The 15910-nt window shown below is 62.1% G+C and carries 17 protein-coding genes; 8 read left to right on the top strand and 9 right to left on the bottom strand.

From position 1 onward, the window contains the following. From E8Q41_RS12335 to E8Q41_RS12315, 5 genes are all read right to left on the bottom strand, one after another. Positions 1-237 carry a DUF982 domain-containing protein gene (locus E8Q41_RS12335; protein ID WP_137155847.1) on the bottom strand — a complete coding sequence of 79 codons (237 nt, stop codon included), beginning with the start codon at positions 235-237 and terminating at the stop codon, positions 1-3. A gap of 484 nt (positions 238-721) precedes the next feature. Beyond that, on the bottom strand, positions 722-1075 hold the full coding sequence (locus tag E8Q41_RS12330) for an ASCH domain-containing protein (RefSeq protein ID WP_137155846.1): 354 nt from the start codon (positions 1073-1075) through the stop codon (positions 722-724). A gap of 209 nt (positions 1076-1284) precedes the next feature. Next, on the bottom strand, positions 1285-2322 hold the full coding sequence (gene tdh / locus E8Q41_RS12325) for an L-threonine 3-dehydrogenase (protein WP_137155845.1): 1038 nt from the start codon (positions 2320-2322) through the stop codon (positions 1285-1287). A gap of 209 nt (positions 2323-2531) precedes the next feature. Further along, positions 2532-3719: a glycine C-acetyltransferase gene (locus E8Q41_RS12320; protein WP_137155844.1), complete on the bottom strand. Its 1188-nt coding sequence runs from the start codon at positions 3717-3719 to the stop codon at positions 2532-2534. 144 nt (positions 3720-3863) lie between these two features. Next, the gene (locus tag E8Q41_RS12315) at positions 3864-5099 is read right to left on the bottom strand and encodes an FAD-dependent oxidoreductase (RefSeq protein ID WP_137155843.1); all 1236 of its coding nucleotides are present in this window, start codon (positions 5097-5099) and stop codon (positions 3864-3866) included. A gap of 206 nt (positions 5100-5305) precedes the next feature. Here E8Q41_RS12315 and E8Q41_RS12310 point away from each other — a divergent pair, with 206 nt between their 5' ends. Beyond that, positions 5306-6346 (top strand): calcium-binding protein, encoded by a 1041-nt coding sequence (locus E8Q41_RS12310; RefSeq protein WP_137155842.1) that lies wholly within the window; start codon positions 5306-5308, stop codon positions 6344-6346. An 18-nt stretch (positions 6347-6364) separates the two neighbouring features. After that, a complete protein-coding gene (locus E8Q41_RS12305) occupies positions 6365-7108 on the top strand; it encodes a hypothetical protein (RefSeq protein WP_137155841.1) in 744 nt (247 codons plus the stop codon). Positions 7109-7163: 55 nt separating this feature from the next. Here E8Q41_RS12305 and E8Q41_RS12300 read toward each other — a convergent pair whose 3' ends face one another. Further along, positions 7164-8537 (bottom strand): FAD-dependent oxidoreductase, encoded by a 1374-nt coding sequence (locus E8Q41_RS12300; RefSeq protein ID WP_137155840.1) that lies wholly within the window; start codon positions 8535-8537, stop codon positions 7164-7166. 363 nt (positions 8538-8900) lie between these two features. Here E8Q41_RS12300 and E8Q41_RS12295 point away from each other — a divergent pair, with 363 nt between their 5' ends. The 3 genes from E8Q41_RS12295 (at position 8901) to E8Q41_RS12285 (ending at position 9907) form a co-directional block, all read left to right on the top strand. After that, positions 8901-9110: a cold-shock protein gene (locus E8Q41_RS12295; RefSeq protein ID WP_137155839.1), complete on the top strand. Its 210-nt coding sequence runs from the start codon at positions 8901-8903 to the stop codon at positions 9108-9110. Positions 9111-9264: 154 nt separating this feature from the next. Beyond that, a complete protein-coding gene (locus tag E8Q41_RS12290; RefSeq protein WP_137155838.1) occupies positions 9265-9471 on the top strand; it encodes a hypothetical protein in 207 nt (68 codons plus the stop codon). A 55-nt stretch (positions 9472-9526) separates the two neighbouring features. Continuing rightward, a complete protein-coding gene (locus E8Q41_RS12285; RefSeq protein WP_137155837.1) occupies positions 9527-9907 on the top strand; it encodes a DUF6481 family protein in 381 nt (126 codons plus the stop codon). A 133-nt stretch (positions 9908-10040) separates the two neighbouring features. Here the strand turns inward: E8Q41_RS12285 and E8Q41_RS12280 are convergent, their stop codons facing one another. Further along, on the bottom strand, positions 10041-11069 hold the full coding sequence (locus E8Q41_RS12280; protein ID WP_137155836.1) for an alpha/beta fold hydrolase: 1029 nt from the start codon (positions 11067-11069) through the stop codon (positions 10041-10043). A gap of 134 nt (positions 11070-11203) precedes the next feature. Continuing rightward, positions 11204-13183: a DNA primase gene (gene dnaG, locus E8Q41_RS12275; RefSeq protein ID WP_137155835.1), complete on the bottom strand. Its 1980-nt coding sequence runs from the start codon at positions 13181-13183 to the stop codon at positions 11204-11206. A gap of 148 nt (positions 13184-13331) precedes the next feature. Here dnaG and E8Q41_RS12270 point away from each other — a divergent pair, with 148 nt between their 5' ends. Next, a complete protein-coding gene (locus tag E8Q41_RS12270) occupies positions 13332-13643 on the top strand; it encodes a BrnT family toxin (protein WP_246660174.1) in 312 nt (103 codons plus the stop codon). Continuing rightward, entirely contained in the window at positions 13609-13950 is a 342-nt protein-coding gene (locus E8Q41_RS12265; RefSeq protein WP_137155834.1) for a BrnA antitoxin family protein, read from the top strand. The genes E8Q41_RS12270 and E8Q41_RS12265 overlap by 35 nt, the downstream gene beginning before the upstream one ends. Before the next feature lie 22 nt (positions 13951-13972). Here E8Q41_RS12265 and E8Q41_RS12260 read toward each other — a convergent pair whose 3' ends face one another. Beyond that, positions 13973-14422: a GatB/YqeY domain-containing protein gene (locus E8Q41_RS12260; protein ID WP_137155833.1), complete on the bottom strand. Its 450-nt coding sequence runs from the start codon at positions 14420-14422 to the stop codon at positions 13973-13975. Positions 14423-14673: 251 nt separating this feature from the next. Between E8Q41_RS12260 and carA the strand changes: the two genes are divergently transcribed. Then, a complete protein-coding gene (gene carA, locus E8Q41_RS12255; RefSeq protein ID WP_137155832.1) occupies positions 14674-15876 on the top strand; it encodes a glutamine-hydrolyzing carbamoyl-phosphate synthase small subunit in 1203 nt (400 codons plus the stop codon). Positions 15877-15910: the final 34 nt, after the last annotated feature.

Raw genomic sequence — 15910 nt, 5'->3', positions numbered from 1 at the left:
TCAGGCGAAGGGAATGGCGGCGTCGAGATGGGCGGCGACGAAGGCTTCGCGCGCCTTGCCGGCTTCTTCAGGCGCGGCGAGCGCCGAACGGCAGATGTCTCGGGCGTGGCGATAGAACCGGCCTTTGCCGCCCTGCCAGTTGTCCAGACATTCGAGCGCCTGCGATGGGCCGGCCACAACGCGAAAGCCGCGACCCGTGGCGACCTTGACCGGCTTCGTCCAGAAAATCTCGGCCATCAAAACCTCCTGATCGCCAAACGCAGGTCCGCGCCAGTCGCGCGACCTTCGGCTTCAACAACGATGTCGGGAGAGTTCGGTTCCGCGAGGCGTCCATGGCCCGCGATGACGGCGGGCCTGAAAGGCCCGGCAGGCGTCGGGCGTCAGTTGCAGAGCGTCAGCGTGCAGGCGCTGGCGTCACGGGTGGTCAACTCCAGGGCGGAGGCGCCGAAAGTGGTGGCGACGAGGGCGAACAGGATGAAATAGATGATCTTCATGGCAGGCGGCTTTCAACGGACGGCTTGGATTGCGGCGACGCGCGCCGCGCTTTGTTCTGAGGCGCTGATGACGGACGCGCATGTCGAAAATGTGACGAGCCCGAGCAGCAAAAAGGCGAACAGCTTCAACATGGTTAACACCCCGTTAATCGATCGTGACAGTAGGGTTTTGCCACGATCCGGGGCGGCGCGCTGTCACCTGGGTGACAGGAAAAGAAACGCATGGATCAGGCGCTCGGAAAATCGACCTCGTACAAGCCGCGCTCGGCGGGCACTGATACGACCGAGGTCACCGGAAGAATGTCGTCCAGCACCCAGGCCAACCAACCCTCTTCGAAATAGCTGGCGCACGCGACCTTCATATCGTCGGGCGTAAACGGCCGCACCGCCTTCACCCGCACGATTGCGACGGCCCGGCCATCGTCGTCTCGGTCACCATCATTGCGAAGAAACCGGTGGTTTTCGACAATCAGAAGATCTTCGGCCGGAGACAGGTCAGGCCTCCAGCGGCGTACTTCCAAAGTTTTTTCACCGGATGCGATTTTGGTTCCGCTGGGGTAAACGACTGACAAGGCCTTCATCTTTTTATCTCATCCTCAGCGCCCCGTTGGCTGGCTGTGAGCCATCGCAACAAGCGCACAGCGCTCGCGACATCACCCAATCCTTCCTTGAGGTGGCGTCCCGAGCCTTTTGGTGCACCAGATATCCGTAAGGCTCTGCACGGAACGGTTTCCACCCCTGATCATCGCCTTGCACGGGATATCAAGGAGCGCGCCGAATGCCGCCGCGCTCACGCCCAATCCATCACCACCTTGCCGGAATTTCCCGAACGCATAGCCTCGAAGCCCTCGCGGAATTCATCGATCTTGATGCGGTGAGTGATGATCTGGCTGAGATCGAGGCCGCCCTGCACAAAGGCGATCATCTTGTACCAGGTTTCGAACATTTCCCGGCCATAGATGCCCTTGAGCGTCAGCATCTTGAAGATCACCTTGTTCCAGTCGATGCCGAAGCCCTCGGGCGCAATGCCCAGGATGGCGATCTTGCCGCCATTGTTCATCGTCTCGATCATCGAGCGGAAGGCGGGCGGAGCGCCGGACATTTCGAGCCCCACGTCAAAGCCTTCCTTCATGCCGATCTCGCGCATGACTTCTTTCAAATCCTGGCTGGACGCATCGACGACGTAATCGACGCCGCATTTCTGCGCGAGTTCGAGCCGGACGGGATTGATGTCGGTGATGACGACCTTGCGGGCGCCCGAACGCTTGGCGACCATGGCACCCATGATGCCGATGGGACCGGCGCCGGTGACCAGCACATCCTCGCCGACGAGATCGAAGGACAAAGCGGTGTGCACGGCATTGCCGAACGGGTCGAAGATGGCGGCCACTTCATCGGGCACGTCGTCCGGGATCGGCACGACATTGTATTCGGGGATGCAGACATATTCGCCGAACGAGCCCGGTCGGTTGACGCCGACGCCCAGCGTGTTGCGGCAGAGATGGCCGCGGCCGGCGCGGCAATTGCGGCATTTTCCGCAGACGATATGGCCTTCGCCCGACACGCGCTCGCCGACCTTGTATTTGGTCACCGACGAGCCGATCTCGGCGATCTCGCCGACGAATTCATGCCCCACCACCATCGGCACGGGAATTGTTTTCTGCGCCCATTGGTCCCAGTTCCAGATATGCACGTCGGTGCCGCAGATCGCCGATTTCTTGACCCGGATGAGCACGTCGTTCGGGCCCGGCTCGGGCACCGGCACATGCTCCATCCACAGCCCCATCTCGGGCTTGGCCTTCACCAGCGCGCGCATCATGTTGGACATTGGTTTTTCCTCATATCAACGGTCTCATATGTAGAGGCCCCTCCCGGCCTGCCGGCCACCCTCCCCACAAGGGGGAGGGAGACTTGCGGCCCGCTCCCTGTCCACTCCACCAACAGCGAGCCGCAGAAATGAACGGCGCCACCTGCTTCCCTCCCCCTTGCGGGGAGGGTGGCCGGCAGGCCGGGAGGGGATACCCCCAGTAGCAACCCTCAAATCACGCCCAATTCCCTGCCCACCTCGGCGAACACCGAAATCGCCCTCTCGACATCGGCGCGGCTATGCGCCGCCGACATCTGGGTGCGGATGCGGGCCTGGCCGCGCGGCACAACCGGGAAGGCGAAGCCGACGACATAGACGCCCTTCTCCAGCATGCGCGCCGCCATTTCCTGCGCCAGCGTCGCCTCGCCGAGCATCACCGGAATGATCGGATGCCCCTCGCCGGCGAGCGTAAAGCCGAGCTTGGTCATCTCGGAGCGGAACAGCGCAGCATTGTCGTAAAGCCGCGCGCGCAACGCGTCGCCGCCCTCGATGAGGTCGAACACTTTGAGCGACGCTGCGGCAATCACCGGCGCGAGCGTGTTGGAGAACAGATAGGGCCGCGAGCGCTGGCGCAGCCAATCCACCACTTCCGCCTTGCCGGACGTATAGCCGCCCGATGCGCCGCCCAGCGCCTTGCCGAGCGTGCCGGTGATGATGTCCACCCGGCCCTCGACGCCGCAATGTTCGGCCGAGCCGCGCCCATGTTTGCCGACGAAGCCGACGGCGTGACTGTCGTCCACCATCACCATCGCGCCGTATTGTTCGGCGAGATCGCAGACGCCGCCGAGATTGGCGATGATGCCGTCCATCGAGAAGACGCCGTCAGTGGCGATCAGCTTGAAGCGGCTGCCCTCGGCTTTTTTCAGCTCCTCCTCCAGCGCCGCAATGTCGTTGTTGGCGTAGCGGAAGCGCTTGGCCTTGGAGAGCCGGACGCCGTCGATGATCGAGGCGTGATTGAGCGCATCCGAAATGATCGCGTCCTCTTCGCCGAGCAGCGTTTCGAACAACCCGCCATTGGCGTCGAAGCAGGAGGAATAGAGGATCGTGTCTTCCATGCCGAGAAAGCTGGAAATCCGCGCCTCCAGCTGCTTGTGCTCCACCTGCGTGCCGCAGATGAAGCGCACCGAGGCCATGCCATAGCCATAGCGGTCGAGCGCCTGTTTGGCGGATTCGGTGATCTCCTCATTGTCGGCGAGGCCGAGATAATTGTTGGCGCAGAAGTTGAGCACATGCGCGCCGGAGGCGACTTCGATTTCGCCCGATTGCTTGGAGGTGATGACCCGCTCGGCCTTGTAGAGACCGGAGGTCTTCAGCCCATCAAGCTCGGTTCTGAGATGGTCGAGAAAGGCCGTCGTCATGCAAATATCTCCGCGCTGCAACCGATGAAGCGGTGATAGCATGCTTCATCGCGGAGCACAGCGGAGGGCGCGGCGAAATCGCGCCGCAGACGGAACAGGGGCTTTCCCCTGCGCGACGCGACCCCAGCGCCGCGCCAAGCGCGTTCAACGATCGGCGCGGAACGGGGAAGGCTCGACCGCCGGCCTCACGCCTTCGATCAAGGCGCCCAAAAGCTTCGCCGAGGCCGGGCCGAGCGTAAAGCCCTGATGGCCATGGCCGAAGTTGAGCCAGAGATTGCGATGCCGGGGCGCGGGCCCGATCACCGGCAGCATGTCCGGCATACAGGGCCGCGTGCCGGACCAGGGCGTGTCCTCAACGCGGTCGCCGAGCGCCATCAATTCCCCCGCCGCCCGCTCCGCCCGTTCCAGCTGGCGATAGACAGGCGGTTTGCCTGGAAGGGTCAGATGCGCGCCGGTGGTGATGCGCGTGCCGGCTCGCATTGGCGCGAGCACATAGCCGTTTTCGGTGTCCATCGTGGTGTGGCCGAGCGGGCGCGGCGAGGCATAATGGGCGTGATAGCCGCGCTTCAGCACCATCGGAAAATTTAGGCCCAAAGGCTTCAGCGCGCCACTGGCCCAGACGCCGAGCGCGATCACCACATGCCGCGCATTCAGGAGACCCGCGCTTGTGCGCACCAGCCATTCCTCGCCCGACACGCTCTGGCGCAACTCCTCGACAGACGCCTCGACAAACGTCCCGCCTTCGCGCTCGAACAGCGCCGCATAGGCGGAGACGAGATCGCCGGGGCTCGCCACCGTCCAGGGCTCCGCCCAATGGATGGCGCCGGCGCCGGCGGACGTCAGCCCCGGCTCCTCGGCGAGCGTCTCGTCGGCCGTCAGCGCCCGGAATTTAGTGCCGAAGGCGGCGCGGATCTCCTCGGCCTTGCGCAGGCCTTCCTCGAACTTCGCGGTCGACCGATAGAGCGTGCGATAGCCGGAGCGCTGGATGAGATTGTCCGCGCCGGCCCGGCGGATCAACTGATCATGCGTGCCGGCGGCCTGGGCGATCAGGCTGGCGTAGGATGTCGAGATGGCGCGATGGCGGCCCTTTTCGGAATGCCACCAATAGCGCAATAGCGGGCCGAGATGGCCGGGCAATTCGCGCAGCGCATAGACCACGTCATTGCTGCGGCCAGTGGCGATGTCGAACAATTCCCGGATGCCGCGCGGCATGGCGTAGGGCTCGACCGATTCAGACTGGATGATGCCGGCATTGCCGAAACTCGTCTCGCGCCCCGGCGGCCGGCGATCAACCAGCGTAACCTTGAAGCCGCGATCCTGAAGGTCGAGCGCGGTGGCCACGCCCACCATGCCCGCGCCAAGTACGATTGCCGTTTTCATGCTGAATCACCCCTGAATGACGAGGCGCAAAAAACGCCATTCGGAGCGGGAGGTCAATGAGAGCAGACAAAGGGTGAGAAACGACCAGGCACAACCAGGCACAACCCTATATCAATACAACCTAATAAATATCACCCTTGCTTGCAGGATGCAGCAAATCACCTTACGCCTCTGATCGGGGCATTCATGCAAGCAAGGAGCGTAGGATGGCGCAAAGAGTGGGGACTTTGGGCGATGACGAGAGCATCATCGGTTCAAATCTCGATGACCGGATGGCGGGCCTGAGCGGGCGAGATATGCTCGACGCCAAAGATGGGGATGATCTTCTCAGTGGCGGTTCGGGGCGAGATTTTCTCTATGGCGGCAATGGCTCCGACACGATCCTCGGCGATGCTGGCAACGATGTCATTTATGGCGAAGGCTCGAGCGAGACATTCCGGCTGAAGCTGTCCCAAACACATGACGACTGGATTTCGGCTGGCGCCGGCAATGACCGGGTCTATGGCGGGATCGGCAGTGACACCTTGTTCGGCCGCATCGGCGACGACGTGATCTGGGGCGAAGACGACGACGACAAGATCTACGGGGGCAAAGGCGATGACCGACTGTTGGGCGGCGTCGGCAGTGATACGATAACCGGTGACGAGGGCCGTGACGAACTGCGAGGCGGTGAAGGCGCAGATATGGCGCTGGGCGGCCTCGGTGGGGATAAGCTCATGGGCGGAGACGGCAACGATAGCCTCTATGGCGACGCTGGAAATGACCAACTTAACGGTGACGGAGATAATGACTATCTCGATGGCGGCGACGGCGACGACGTCCTGAGCGGGGGGCAAGGAAAGAACACGCTCCTTGGCGGCGCGGGAGACGACATTTCTTCCGGCGGAACTAACAATGACTTCTATGTTGATTATCTTGGCGACAATTACTTTGCCGACTATGGAGGCGGCAACGATCGCTTTGCCTTTGGCGATACGAGCAACACGACGATCAACGATCTTCGGGGCACGGATACCTTCAGTTTTTATGACCTGACAATCCCAGAGATCAATTTTACTCGGAAAAACCAAGACTTGATCATCAGTTACGCACACACAGACAACACAACAGAAGTTGTGGATTTCTTCGACGGCGGCTACATCGAAAAGTCCAGCATTTCCATCGACGGCACACGCGAAACCCTGTCGAACGAAGACCTCCTCGATCTCGCCAACAACAAATCCATCGAAGCCGCCGATCTCTGGTAAGCCGAGAAAGATTGGGACATGACCAACAAGATCTCCAAATATTTCACTTCCGCCACCGACGAACTGTTCGACAAGATCTCGACGGACGACGACTCTGCCCAAAGCTATACCGTGTCGGGACGCTTCGACTGGCGGCTATCGGCTGCCGGCGGCAATGATGTCGTGACCGTGGCGATCGGCAAGGCCAATTCCGACAGCATCTTCGCGCTCGATCTCGGTGCAGGAAACGACACGCTGTATGGCGGCCGCGAGCATGCCTATGTTCTGGCCGGTAAGGGCGATGACACGCTCCTCTCGGGTGGCGGCGGCGACAAGCTCTATGGACAAGCGGGCGACGATCTGCTCGCTGGCGGCGAGGGCCGCAACCTGTTGAATGGGGGAAAGGGCGATGACGCCTATCTCGCCAGCGGCAACGACACCATCGTCGACAATGGCGGCGACAATCTGATTACGGTCGCCGACAACTCCGACGTAACAATATCACTGACAAAAGGGGCGGAAGCGACGCTCCTCTTCAACAGCGATATTGATGACTTTATGTTCTTCAAATCAGACGGCAATCTGCTGATACGCTTGTACGAAGAAGTATATGATGAATCTACCGGGGAAACTCACAGAGAAAGCATTGTATCTGTCGAGGTGACCGACTTCTTCGACAAGGGTTCTCAGCCGATCACGGTCTTTTCCGACGGAAAACACACCTATACCGGCCCGCTCTCCTTGACCGAAGGACTTGGAGTTTCGGGCGCCGATCTCTGGTAACCCATCTCACCGGCGCGGCCTCGCCCGCCGCGCCGTCTTCAGCATCCCGTCAGGCTCACTGCACCCGCACGCCCTGCCGCGCGAGTTCCGCCTGCACCGCCGCGATCTCCACCGCATCCACATCCCGGGCGCTCTTGACGGCCAGCGCCGCCGCGACGCCCGCGCCCTGCCCCGCCACCGCACAGCAAGCCATATTGCGGGTGGCTGCATGGGCGATACGGTCGCCGCCGATGGCGCGGCCGGCGACGAGCAGGTTCTTCACCCCCTTGGGCAGCATGGCGCGATAGGGGATATGCATATAGCGGCCTGTGGTCGGCAGGATCAGCACGCCATAGCCGTCGATGAATTCGGGATAGATGCCGATCGTATCGTCGAAGCGCGCCTCGTGGCGCACGTCGCTTTCGGTCATGTTGTAGACGGCGTCGATCTTGCGCGTGTCGCGGATGCCGATCGTCATGCCGAAATTTCTGAGCCGCGCGCCCGCGCAGCCCGGCGTGTAGCGCTTCAGCGCCTCGATCGCCAGCATCGCCTGCTTGCGGCCCTCGATCTCGAACCTTGTCATCGAATCCGGATCGGTGCCGTCGCAACCGGCCAGATGGACGAGATTCATATAAGTGAGCTCGCCGGTGTCATGCGCCACGCCCCAGGTGCCGGCGATGGTGTTGAGATGCCGGGGAATGACGCCGTCCTTTATCGCCTGGGCGAAGGGCTTGGCGAGGAAGGGCGAGAACATCTGGTCTTCCTTGCCCGAGGTCTCGATCTGCCATTCGCCGGTCGACCAGTCGCCATAGGTCTGCGGATCGGCCTTGACGCCCGCCATGAAGGCGCGCTTGTCGACGCCGGCGAGATGAAACATCACCGACGCCGCCTGCATCTCCTCGACCGGCGTCTTGCGGGTCACGGCCCCTGCCCGCTCGGCGATGTCGGCGTCGCCGGTGGCGTCGATCACCACTTTACCCAGGATCGCCTCACGACCCGCCTTGGATTCGGTGATCACGCCGATGATGCGGTCGCCGTCCATGATCGGCGCCACGAATTGCCGGTGCAGCATGCCGCGCACGCCCGCTTCTTCCACCAGGGCATCGGCCACCAGCTTGAAGCCTTCGGAATCCAGCTCATAAGACAGCGACTGGCTTTCGGGATAGGCCGCGCCCATGGCTTTCGCCCGCTCCTCGAACTCCCAGCCGATGCCGCCGGCCTCCACCGTCTGCTCATGGCGATACCAGGCGAAACCCTCGACGCCGACCGTGGTGATATTGCCGCCGAAACAGCCGAAGCGCTCAACCAGCGCAACCTCCACGCCCGCCCGCGCCGCAGCCAATGCCGCCGCCAGGCCGCCAGGGCCGGAGCCGATCACCAGCACGTCGGTTCTGTGGATCACCTCGATCCGGCGGGCGGGTTCGGTGATGAAGGCGGGTGTGGCGGTCATGGCTGTCTCCTCGTCAGGCCTATCGGCTGAGGCTAGAGGGCGCTGGCGACATCCGATAGGCCGAAAGCGACACCGGGGCGGCGACGCGCGACGCGCGGGCTCTTGGCGCGCCCCCTTGGGAAAGACGAATTCGCCGCCCCGCGCGGGCGCGAAAAACAGCAAAAAGTAGAGACAATCCGCCTTTTCACGAACTAACGGTTGACGCTGCGAGCATAGCGGCCTATATAGAGATCACGATATTTGCTGCTAGACTTTGTTTTCGCGCTTCGGCGCCGTCGACGAACTCCCCTTCAAAAATCGACCACCAAGACCGTTGCGCGATCCACGCGCCACGGCGACGCAATTGCTAAGAAAGGGTTCGTCATGACCACTGGCACAGTTAAATGGTTCAACGCCACCAAGGGCTTCGGCTTCATTCAGCCTGACGACGGCAGCCAGGACGTTTTCGTCCACATCTCCGCCGTCGAGCGCGCCGGCCTCGGCTCCATCGTCGAAGGCCAGAAGCTTTCGTTCGAACTCGAGCGCGACCGCAAGTCGGGCAAGATGTCCGCAGGCCAGCTTCGCGCCGCCTGATGAATTTTGGCGACGCGGTGACCACGGATGTACTGGCATCGCTACGCTGACCTCGAAAGCCAGGCCTTGCCTGGCTTTTTTGTTTTCTGCGGCCTGCGCCGCGAATAGCCGGACGATCCGGCTCAACCGGGATTTTTCCCGCCAGGACATTCTCTTGAGCGATCTCAGCAAATCACGACAGAAGGCCGAACAGGCTTTCCTGAAGACGCAATCCCAATCTCTCGCTCGCAATCGCATTCTGACCGAAAACGAGGGGATCGAGGCGGCGCGCAACGAGAAGACCAATCGCCTGCGCGAATTGCGCAAGGCCAAGGAGGCCGCCGGCCTCGCCGCTGCTACACAGTCGCAAGGCGATCTCTGAACCTCCGTCGCGGCGAAGACCCGCGGCGCCACACCTATTCGAAACGGAACCAAGTTTGAGACACGACAAGAACCACGATCTGAACGACCGCCGCAACGGCGCAGCAGCCGCCCGCAAGGCGCTGCTCGACAATTACCGCGCTGCTCGCGAAACCGGCGCAGCCGCGCTGGCTGAAAAGCTCGCCGAACGCGAGGCCATCGCCGCCGCTCGCGACGAGCGCCGGGCCGAACGCGAACGCATCAAGGCCGAAGAGCGCGACCGCGAACGTCTCGCCGAAGAAGCCCGCCTGGCCGAAATCGCCGCCCATGCGCGCGCCGAAACCGACGCCCGCGAAGCCGCTGAAAAAGAACGCATCGCCCGCGTCGTCGGCGACGAAGCTGCGCGCAAGGCCGAACGCGACCGCCGCTATGCGGCGCGCAAGGCGCGGCAGAAGTAATCTCGCCTGCCCGACTGGACTTCCTTACGCCGCGAGCTTCGCGGCGTTTTGCGTTTGAAGGTGCGCAGGCGCTCAGGCCATGAAGCGTGATTGTCGCCGCGCCGCCGGTCCGGTTGCGCAAATGCCTGCTCGTTTATCGCTTCACCGGCAGCGCCTGGGCCAGAAACCCGCTCACCAGATAGGAAATCTCGCGGTGTATCTCGGCGCGACCGCGCGTTCCGCCATCCTTGCAGACGATCCCGTCGCCAGGCGTTTCCGCTTCTATCAGTTTCGCCGCGCCCGGCTTGCAGAGCTGCATGAAGGTGAAATGCATCGCATCCGGAATCTGGACGTAAGTCGAAGTCGACTTCGGCAGATTCTCCGCCAGATATCCGCTTTCGAGCATTGCCGGCATGTCGCCGATGTCCACCCCCGCCGAAGCAATGAGAAACGGCTTGTTGACGCCTGCCAGGCTCTCCGGCGAGAATCCGCGCGCGGCCCCGAGATCGAGAGACACGAAAGCGCCGACGCGTGGATCCGCCATCGAATTCTCAAGCGTCTGATTTCCGAGCCCAAGCTCATTTGACAACGCGCAGGCGCGCGGGCTGGAGTTCTTTTCGCAATCGCTTTTGAAGCGTTGCGTATCGAAACGCCCACCAGCAAGGGCCGCCACGGTCCAGCCGCCGAGCGAATGGCCGATGGCGCCAATCCTGGTCGAGTCCACCTGTCCGCCTATCTCGGCATCCGCAATCAGCCCGTCAATCACACGGCTCAGATCATGGGGGCGCTCCCAATGCCTGGCTGCCTGCTGCGGGTCCTCATCAAACGTCGTCGTGCCGGGATGATCAGGCGCGGCAACGATGTAGCCCAGAGCCGCGAGATCGCTCGCCAACCAGCTTAAATTGCGCCAGCTCCCTCCATAGCCATGGGAGAGAACAATAAGCGGATGCACCTCAGGTTCGGGCGCGGCGTCCTTGATGGCGGAGACGCCGTAGAAGACGCGATTTTCCCCGACGATTGCCTGATTGACTTTATAACCAGTTGGATACCAGACGGCGACATGAAGAGCCCGGTCGCCACCTTCGCCAAGGTCGACATCTTTGAAGCCAACCGTATCAGCGCAGTACGCAAGAGTTGCGGCGCAAAGCCAAACGGCGCCGGTTAAAAGAGAAAGCCTGAGCATAATGAGCCTCACAATTGAACAACACGGTTCAATTGCTGGAAACTCAATGCGTCAGCGACCTCGAACACGATTCAGGACATCAAAATTTCACGCATGGTGGCGACACCCGGGCGGATCGCTTGCCCAGAAGGCTCTCAATGCCCCGTCGCAGGCCCCTTGACCCGACCCGACATCACCCCGAAACCGTCGATCAGCGCTTCCTGGCTTTCCAATCTCAGGGATTCCAGCTGGTTTTCCTTGAGCGCGGAGAGCAATTGCTCGACTTCCTGCTCGGCGCCGCGTTCGATGGCGTCGCCGATTTCGCGCTCGAGTTCATGCCGATAGCGAATAAGGGCGCGGGCGCGGGTGTGCAGCGCATGCGCCTGGCGATAGCCCTCGCGCGCATCCTCGATCGCCGCCTGTTCCGTGGCGATCCAGACGCGGGCGTAGCGGATCTGTTGTTCAAGCGAGGCGAGCAAGCTCTCGAAGCCCTGCACTTCCAGCGCCGTCATCAGGTCTTCGCGGGTGAGCCCCGGACCGCTCGCGGCCGCCACGGACATCACTGCCTGCCAGAAACGCTGCATGTCCCTGTTCTCGAATTCGAGATGGGCGATCTCGTCGTAATCCTCGAAAAACAGACCGGGATGATTGACGATGGTCATCGCCAGCACGCTTTCCCGGAGCGACGGCAGAGCGCGGAAGCCCGAGACGAGACCGGACTTGGCCAGCCGGTCGGACACCGGCGCTTGCCGCGACGGGCTGTTGTTCTGCTGCTGCGGGCCGCCTCGCCCGCCGCCCTGACCGCGCTTGAAATTGGCGCGCGCCTGCCCCTGCGGCGACGACGCCGCGAAGAAGGCGTAGAGCCGGTCGCGCATGTCCTGCTGGTAATGCCGGCGCACGCTTTCGTCAGCGATCACCTGCGTCACCGTCTTCAACCGCGCTTCCAGTTCGGCGCGCTTCTCCGGCGTGTCGAAACTCGCGCCGGTGGTCTCGCGCAGCCAGACCATTTCGGCGAGCGGGCGGGATTCCGAAATCACCTTGTCAAACGGCGCCCGGCCCTCGGTCTTGACCAGATCGTCGGGGTCCTTGCCGTCGGGCAGGAGCGCGATCTTGAGGGATTGGCCGGGCTTCAGATGCGGCAGAGCGAGATCGACGGCGCGCGAGGCGGCGCGCATGCCGGCCCCGTCGCCATCGAAGCACAGCACCGGCACCGACGTCATCTTCCATAACAGCTCGAGCTGGTTCTCGGTCAGCGCTGTGCCGAGCGGGGCCACGGCATTGTCGACACCCGCCTGGGCGAGCGCGATGACATCCATATAGCCTTCGACCGCGATCACCGTTCCGGCGCCATCGGCGCCCTGGACGGCGCGGCGGGCGCGGGCGTGATTGAACAGCACCTGGCCCTTGGAGAACAGCTCGGTCTCGTTGGAATTCAGATATTTGGCCGGCGCATCCGGCGACAGCGCGCGACCGCCGAAGGCGATCACCTTTTCCCGGACCGACAGGATCGGGAACATGATGCGGTCGCGGAACCGGTCATAGGAGACGGGAATGTCGGGGCCATGAACGACGAGGCCGCACGCCTCGATCTGCTCGCGATCCACGCCCTTGCCGGAGAGGAATTCCTTGAGCGCATTGCGGCTGTCGAGCGAATAGCCCAGCCGGAAGGTCTCGATCGTCCGGCCCGTCAGCCCGCGGTCGCGAAGATAGGCGCGCGCCTTGGCGCCGGCCGAGGTCTGCAGCTGATCCTGAAAGAACTGCGTGGCCAATTCCATCACATCGAACAGATTGTGCCGCTCGCGCTCGCGCCGCGCCATTTCCGGATCGGGCGCAGGCATAGCGACGCCGGCGATATCGGCGATCGACTGCACGGCATCCTGAAAGCTCACGCCGTCGAGCTCCATCAGGAAGCGGAAATGATCCCCTGAGACGCCGCAACCGAAACAGTGATAGCGCCCCTTGCGATCCTCGCAGTGAAAGCTCGGCGACTTCTCGCCATGAAACGGGCAGCAGGCCCAGTAGTCGCCGCGGCCTGTATTGGTCTTCTTCCTGTCCCAGGTCACGCGCCGACCGATCACGTCCGAAATCGGAACGCGGTCGCGCAGTTCATCGAGGAAGGAGTTGGAAAATCGCATGCTTGTGACCTTTGTTGCCTTTCATATAGCGAGGCTCGGGCGACTCCGCCAACGCAAAGACTCTGCCCGCAACAAGAACGTGATTTGACACAAGATCGCCCGAAAGTTACGTTTGTATATACACGATGGAAACGGGGGTTCCGCCTTGGTGGAGGGCGCTAAACAGAACTTTGTTTTCGCTCCAGGAATTTTCGCCCAAACCACTTGGGACGAAAGAAAGCGCCTTCTCAACATCGACAAGCATGGCATCGACTTTAAAGATGCCGTCGCGGCATTGACAGAACCGCATCTCGAGATGTCGTCCAACCGTCATGGAGAGATCAGAACCTTGGCGGTTTGCCGCCAAACAAAGAGGCTAATATCCGTGGTCTACACGTTCAGGGGTGACGTGCTGCGTATAATTTCAGCGAGAGCCGTGAGGAAGAATGAGCAAAGAGCTTTCGAAGATCTATTCGGTTGAGGACATCCTAAAGGATGTAAAGGCCGGCAAGACCCTCACCGACTGGGCGCGCGTCGATGCGCTCACCGACGAAGACATCAACCAGGCCATGCGGACTGATCCCGACTGGGCCGACTTCATGGATATCGACTGGTCGAAGGCGACTATCGTCTATCCTGTCAAGAAGGAAGCGATTTCGATCCGGCTCGACAATGACGTGATCGCCTTCTTCAAAAGAGGCGGCAAGGGCTATCAGGGCCGCATCAACGCTGTGCTCCGCCATTTCATGCAGGAACAGTTAAAGAAGGACGAGGACAAGGCGAGCTGACCCCGCCTCGTCCATACGCACCTCACCCCAGCTGCGCCTTGATCTGCCCCGACGCCTTGGCGAAGTCCATCTGGCCGGGGAAGCGGTCCTTAAGCACCGCCATGACCTTGCCCATGTCCTTGATGCTGGCCGCGCCGGTTTCCGCGATCGCCGCCTTGATGGCCTCGGTCACCTCGTCGTCGGAGAGCTGCTTGGGCATGAAGCCGGTGATGATGGCGATTTCCTCGCGCTCCTTGGCGGCGAGTTCCGGGCGGCCGCCTTCGTCATAGACCTTGGCGGATTCCTCGCGCTGCTTGACGAGCTTGGAGAGAAGCTGGGCGATGTCGCCGTCGGTCACCGTCGCATCCGCCTTGGTGCGGTTGGCGATTTCGAGATCCTTGATCGCCGATTGCACCATGCGGATCGTGTTGACGCGCGTGGTTTCCTTGCTCTTCATCGCCTCTTTGAGGGCGGTCATCAGTTTTTCGCGCATGCGGATTCTCCTTGGGAAAGTGCGCCGCTTATGGGGCTTTAAGGCGAAAAATGCAACGCAAAGACCCATCCCCTTGAATTTTCGAGAGAAATAATTGGAGGGAAAACCGGCTCAAGCATTGACCGCAATGGGTCGCCTCACTATTTTCCGCCAAACACCATGACAAGGGGAAAGCGCGGCAACACGGGGATCAGAACCGTGCGCCTTTCCCTGCGAGCACGAGGCAGGCCCGCCTGCCGGAACGGAGCACCATGAGCACGCCTGGCTGGACCACAGAAAAACCCACCGCCCTCCTCGTTCTTGCCGATGGCACCGTCATCGAAGGCAAGGGCATCGGCGCGACGGGCCGAACCCAGGCGGAAGTCTGCTTCAACACGGCGCTGACCGGTTACCAGGAGATCCTCACCGATCCCTCCTATCTGGGCCAGATCGTCACCTTCACCTTCCCTCACATCGGCAATATCGGCGCCAATGACGAAGACATCGAGGACCTGACGCCGGCGGCCCGCCGCGGCGCGGTCGGCGTCATCTTCAAGGCCGACATCACCGATCCCTCGAACTACCGCTCGGCCAAGCATCTCGACGCCTGGCTGAAGGCGCGCGGCGTCATCGGCATGGCCGGCATCGACACCCGCGCGCTCACCGCCTGGATCCGCGAGCATGGCGCGCCGAATGCGGTGATCGCCCATGATCCGAACGGCGACTTCGACATTGAGGCGTTGAAGGCCGAGGCAAAGGCCTGGAGCGGCCTCGAAGGCCTCGACCTCGCCAAGGAAGCGACCTCCGGTCAGTCCTCGCAATGGACGGAAAAGCCCTGGGTCTGGAACGAAGGCTATTCCGAACTCGACGCCGCCGACGCCAAGCATCACGTCGTCTGCCTGGATTTCGGCGTCAAGCGCAACATTCTCCGCCTTTTCGCCGGCCTGGATTGCAAGGTCACGGTGCTGCCGGCGACGGCGACGGCCGAAGACGTTCTGGCGCAGAAGCCGGACGGCGTCTTCCTGTCCAACGGCCCCGGCGATCCCGCCGCCACCGGCGAATACGCCGTGCCGGTGATCCGCAATCTCATCGACACCGGCATTCCCATGTTCGGCATTTGCCTGGGACACCAGATGCTCGGCCTCGCCGTCGGCGCCAAGACCGAAAAGATGCATCAGGGCCATCACGGCGCCAATCATCCGGTCAAGGATCACACCACCGGCAAGGTCGAGATCGTCTCGATGAACCACGGCTTCGCCGTCGACGCCAAGTCGTTGCCCGCGGATGTGGAAGAAACGCATGTGTCGCTGTTCGACGGCACCAATTGCGGCCTGCGCATCAAGGGCAAGCCGGTGTTTTCGGTGCAGCATCACCCGGAAGCCTCGCCCGGCCCGCAGGACAGCCATTATCTCTTCCGCCGCTTCGTCAATCTCATCAACGAGAAGAAGGGCGAGCCGGCTCTCGCCGAGCGCTGAGACGGACATCGCGATCCCATGAAAAATGCCGCGT

It is taken from the genome of Rhizobium sp. FKL33 (assembly GCF_005222915.1).
Classification (GTDB): Bacteria; Pseudomonadota; Alphaproteobacteria; order Rhizobiales; family Rhizobiaceae; genus Rhizobium_E.
Note: the sequence above shows the minus strand (reverse complement) of the source record. Positions and strands in the feature narration are given on the sequence as shown.

What these genes read in the sequence shown, in the direction of transcription:
- E8Q41_RS12280 (WP_137155836.1), bottom strand. Translation starts at nt 11,069, where the DNA reads ATGCTCAGGCTTTCTCTTTTAACCGGCGCCGTTTGGCTTTGCGCCGCA.
- E8Q41_RS12265 (WP_137155834.1), top strand. Translation starts at nt 13,609, where the DNA reads ATGAGCAAAGAGCTTTCGAAGATCTATTCGGTTGAGGACATCCTAAAG.
- E8Q41_RS12315 (WP_137155843.1), bottom strand. Translation starts at nt 5,099, where the DNA reads ATGAAAACGGCAATCGTACTTGGCGCGGGCATGGTGGGCGTGGCCACC.
- E8Q41_RS12320 (WP_137155844.1), bottom strand. Translation starts at nt 3,719, where the DNA reads ATGACGACGGCCTTTCTCGACCATCTCAGAACCGAGCTTGATGGGCTG.
- E8Q41_RS12260 (WP_137155833.1), bottom strand. Translation starts at nt 14,422, where the DNA reads ATGCGCGAAAAACTGATGACCGCCCTCAAAGAGGCGATGAAGAGCAAG.
- E8Q41_RS12295 (WP_137155839.1), top strand. Translation starts at nt 8,901, where the DNA reads ATGACCACTGGCACAGTTAAATGGTTCAACGCCACCAAGGGCTTCGGC.
- tdh (WP_137155845.1), bottom strand. Translation starts at nt 2,322, where the DNA reads ATGTCCAACATGATGCGCGCGCTGGTGAAGGCCAAGCCCGAGATGGGG.
- carA (WP_137155832.1), top strand. Translation starts at nt 14,674, where the DNA reads ATGAGCACGCCTGGCTGGACCACAGAAAAACCCACCGCCCTCCTCGTT.
- E8Q41_RS12305 (WP_137155841.1), top strand. Translation starts at nt 6,365, where the DNA reads ATGACCAACAAGATCTCCAAATATTTCACTTCCGCCACCGACGAACTG.
- E8Q41_RS12310 (WP_137155842.1), top strand. Translation starts at nt 5,306, where the DNA reads ATGGCGCAAAGAGTGGGGACTTTGGGCGATGACGAGAGCATCATCGGT.
- E8Q41_RS12300 (WP_137155840.1), bottom strand. Translation starts at nt 8,537, where the DNA reads ATGACCGCCACACCCGCCTTCATCACCGAACCCGCCCGCCGGATCGAG.
- E8Q41_RS12330 (WP_137155846.1), bottom strand. Translation starts at nt 1,075, where the DNA reads ATGAAGGCCTTGTCAGTCGTTTACCCCAGCGGAACCAAAATCGCATCC.
- dnaG (WP_137155835.1), bottom strand. Translation starts at nt 13,183, where the DNA reads ATGCGATTTTCCAACTCCTTCCTCGATGAACTGCGCGACCGCGTTCCG.
- E8Q41_RS12335 (WP_137155847.1), bottom strand. Translation starts at nt 237, where the DNA reads ATGGCCGAGATTTTCTGGACGAAGCCGGTCAAGGTCGCCACGGGTCGC.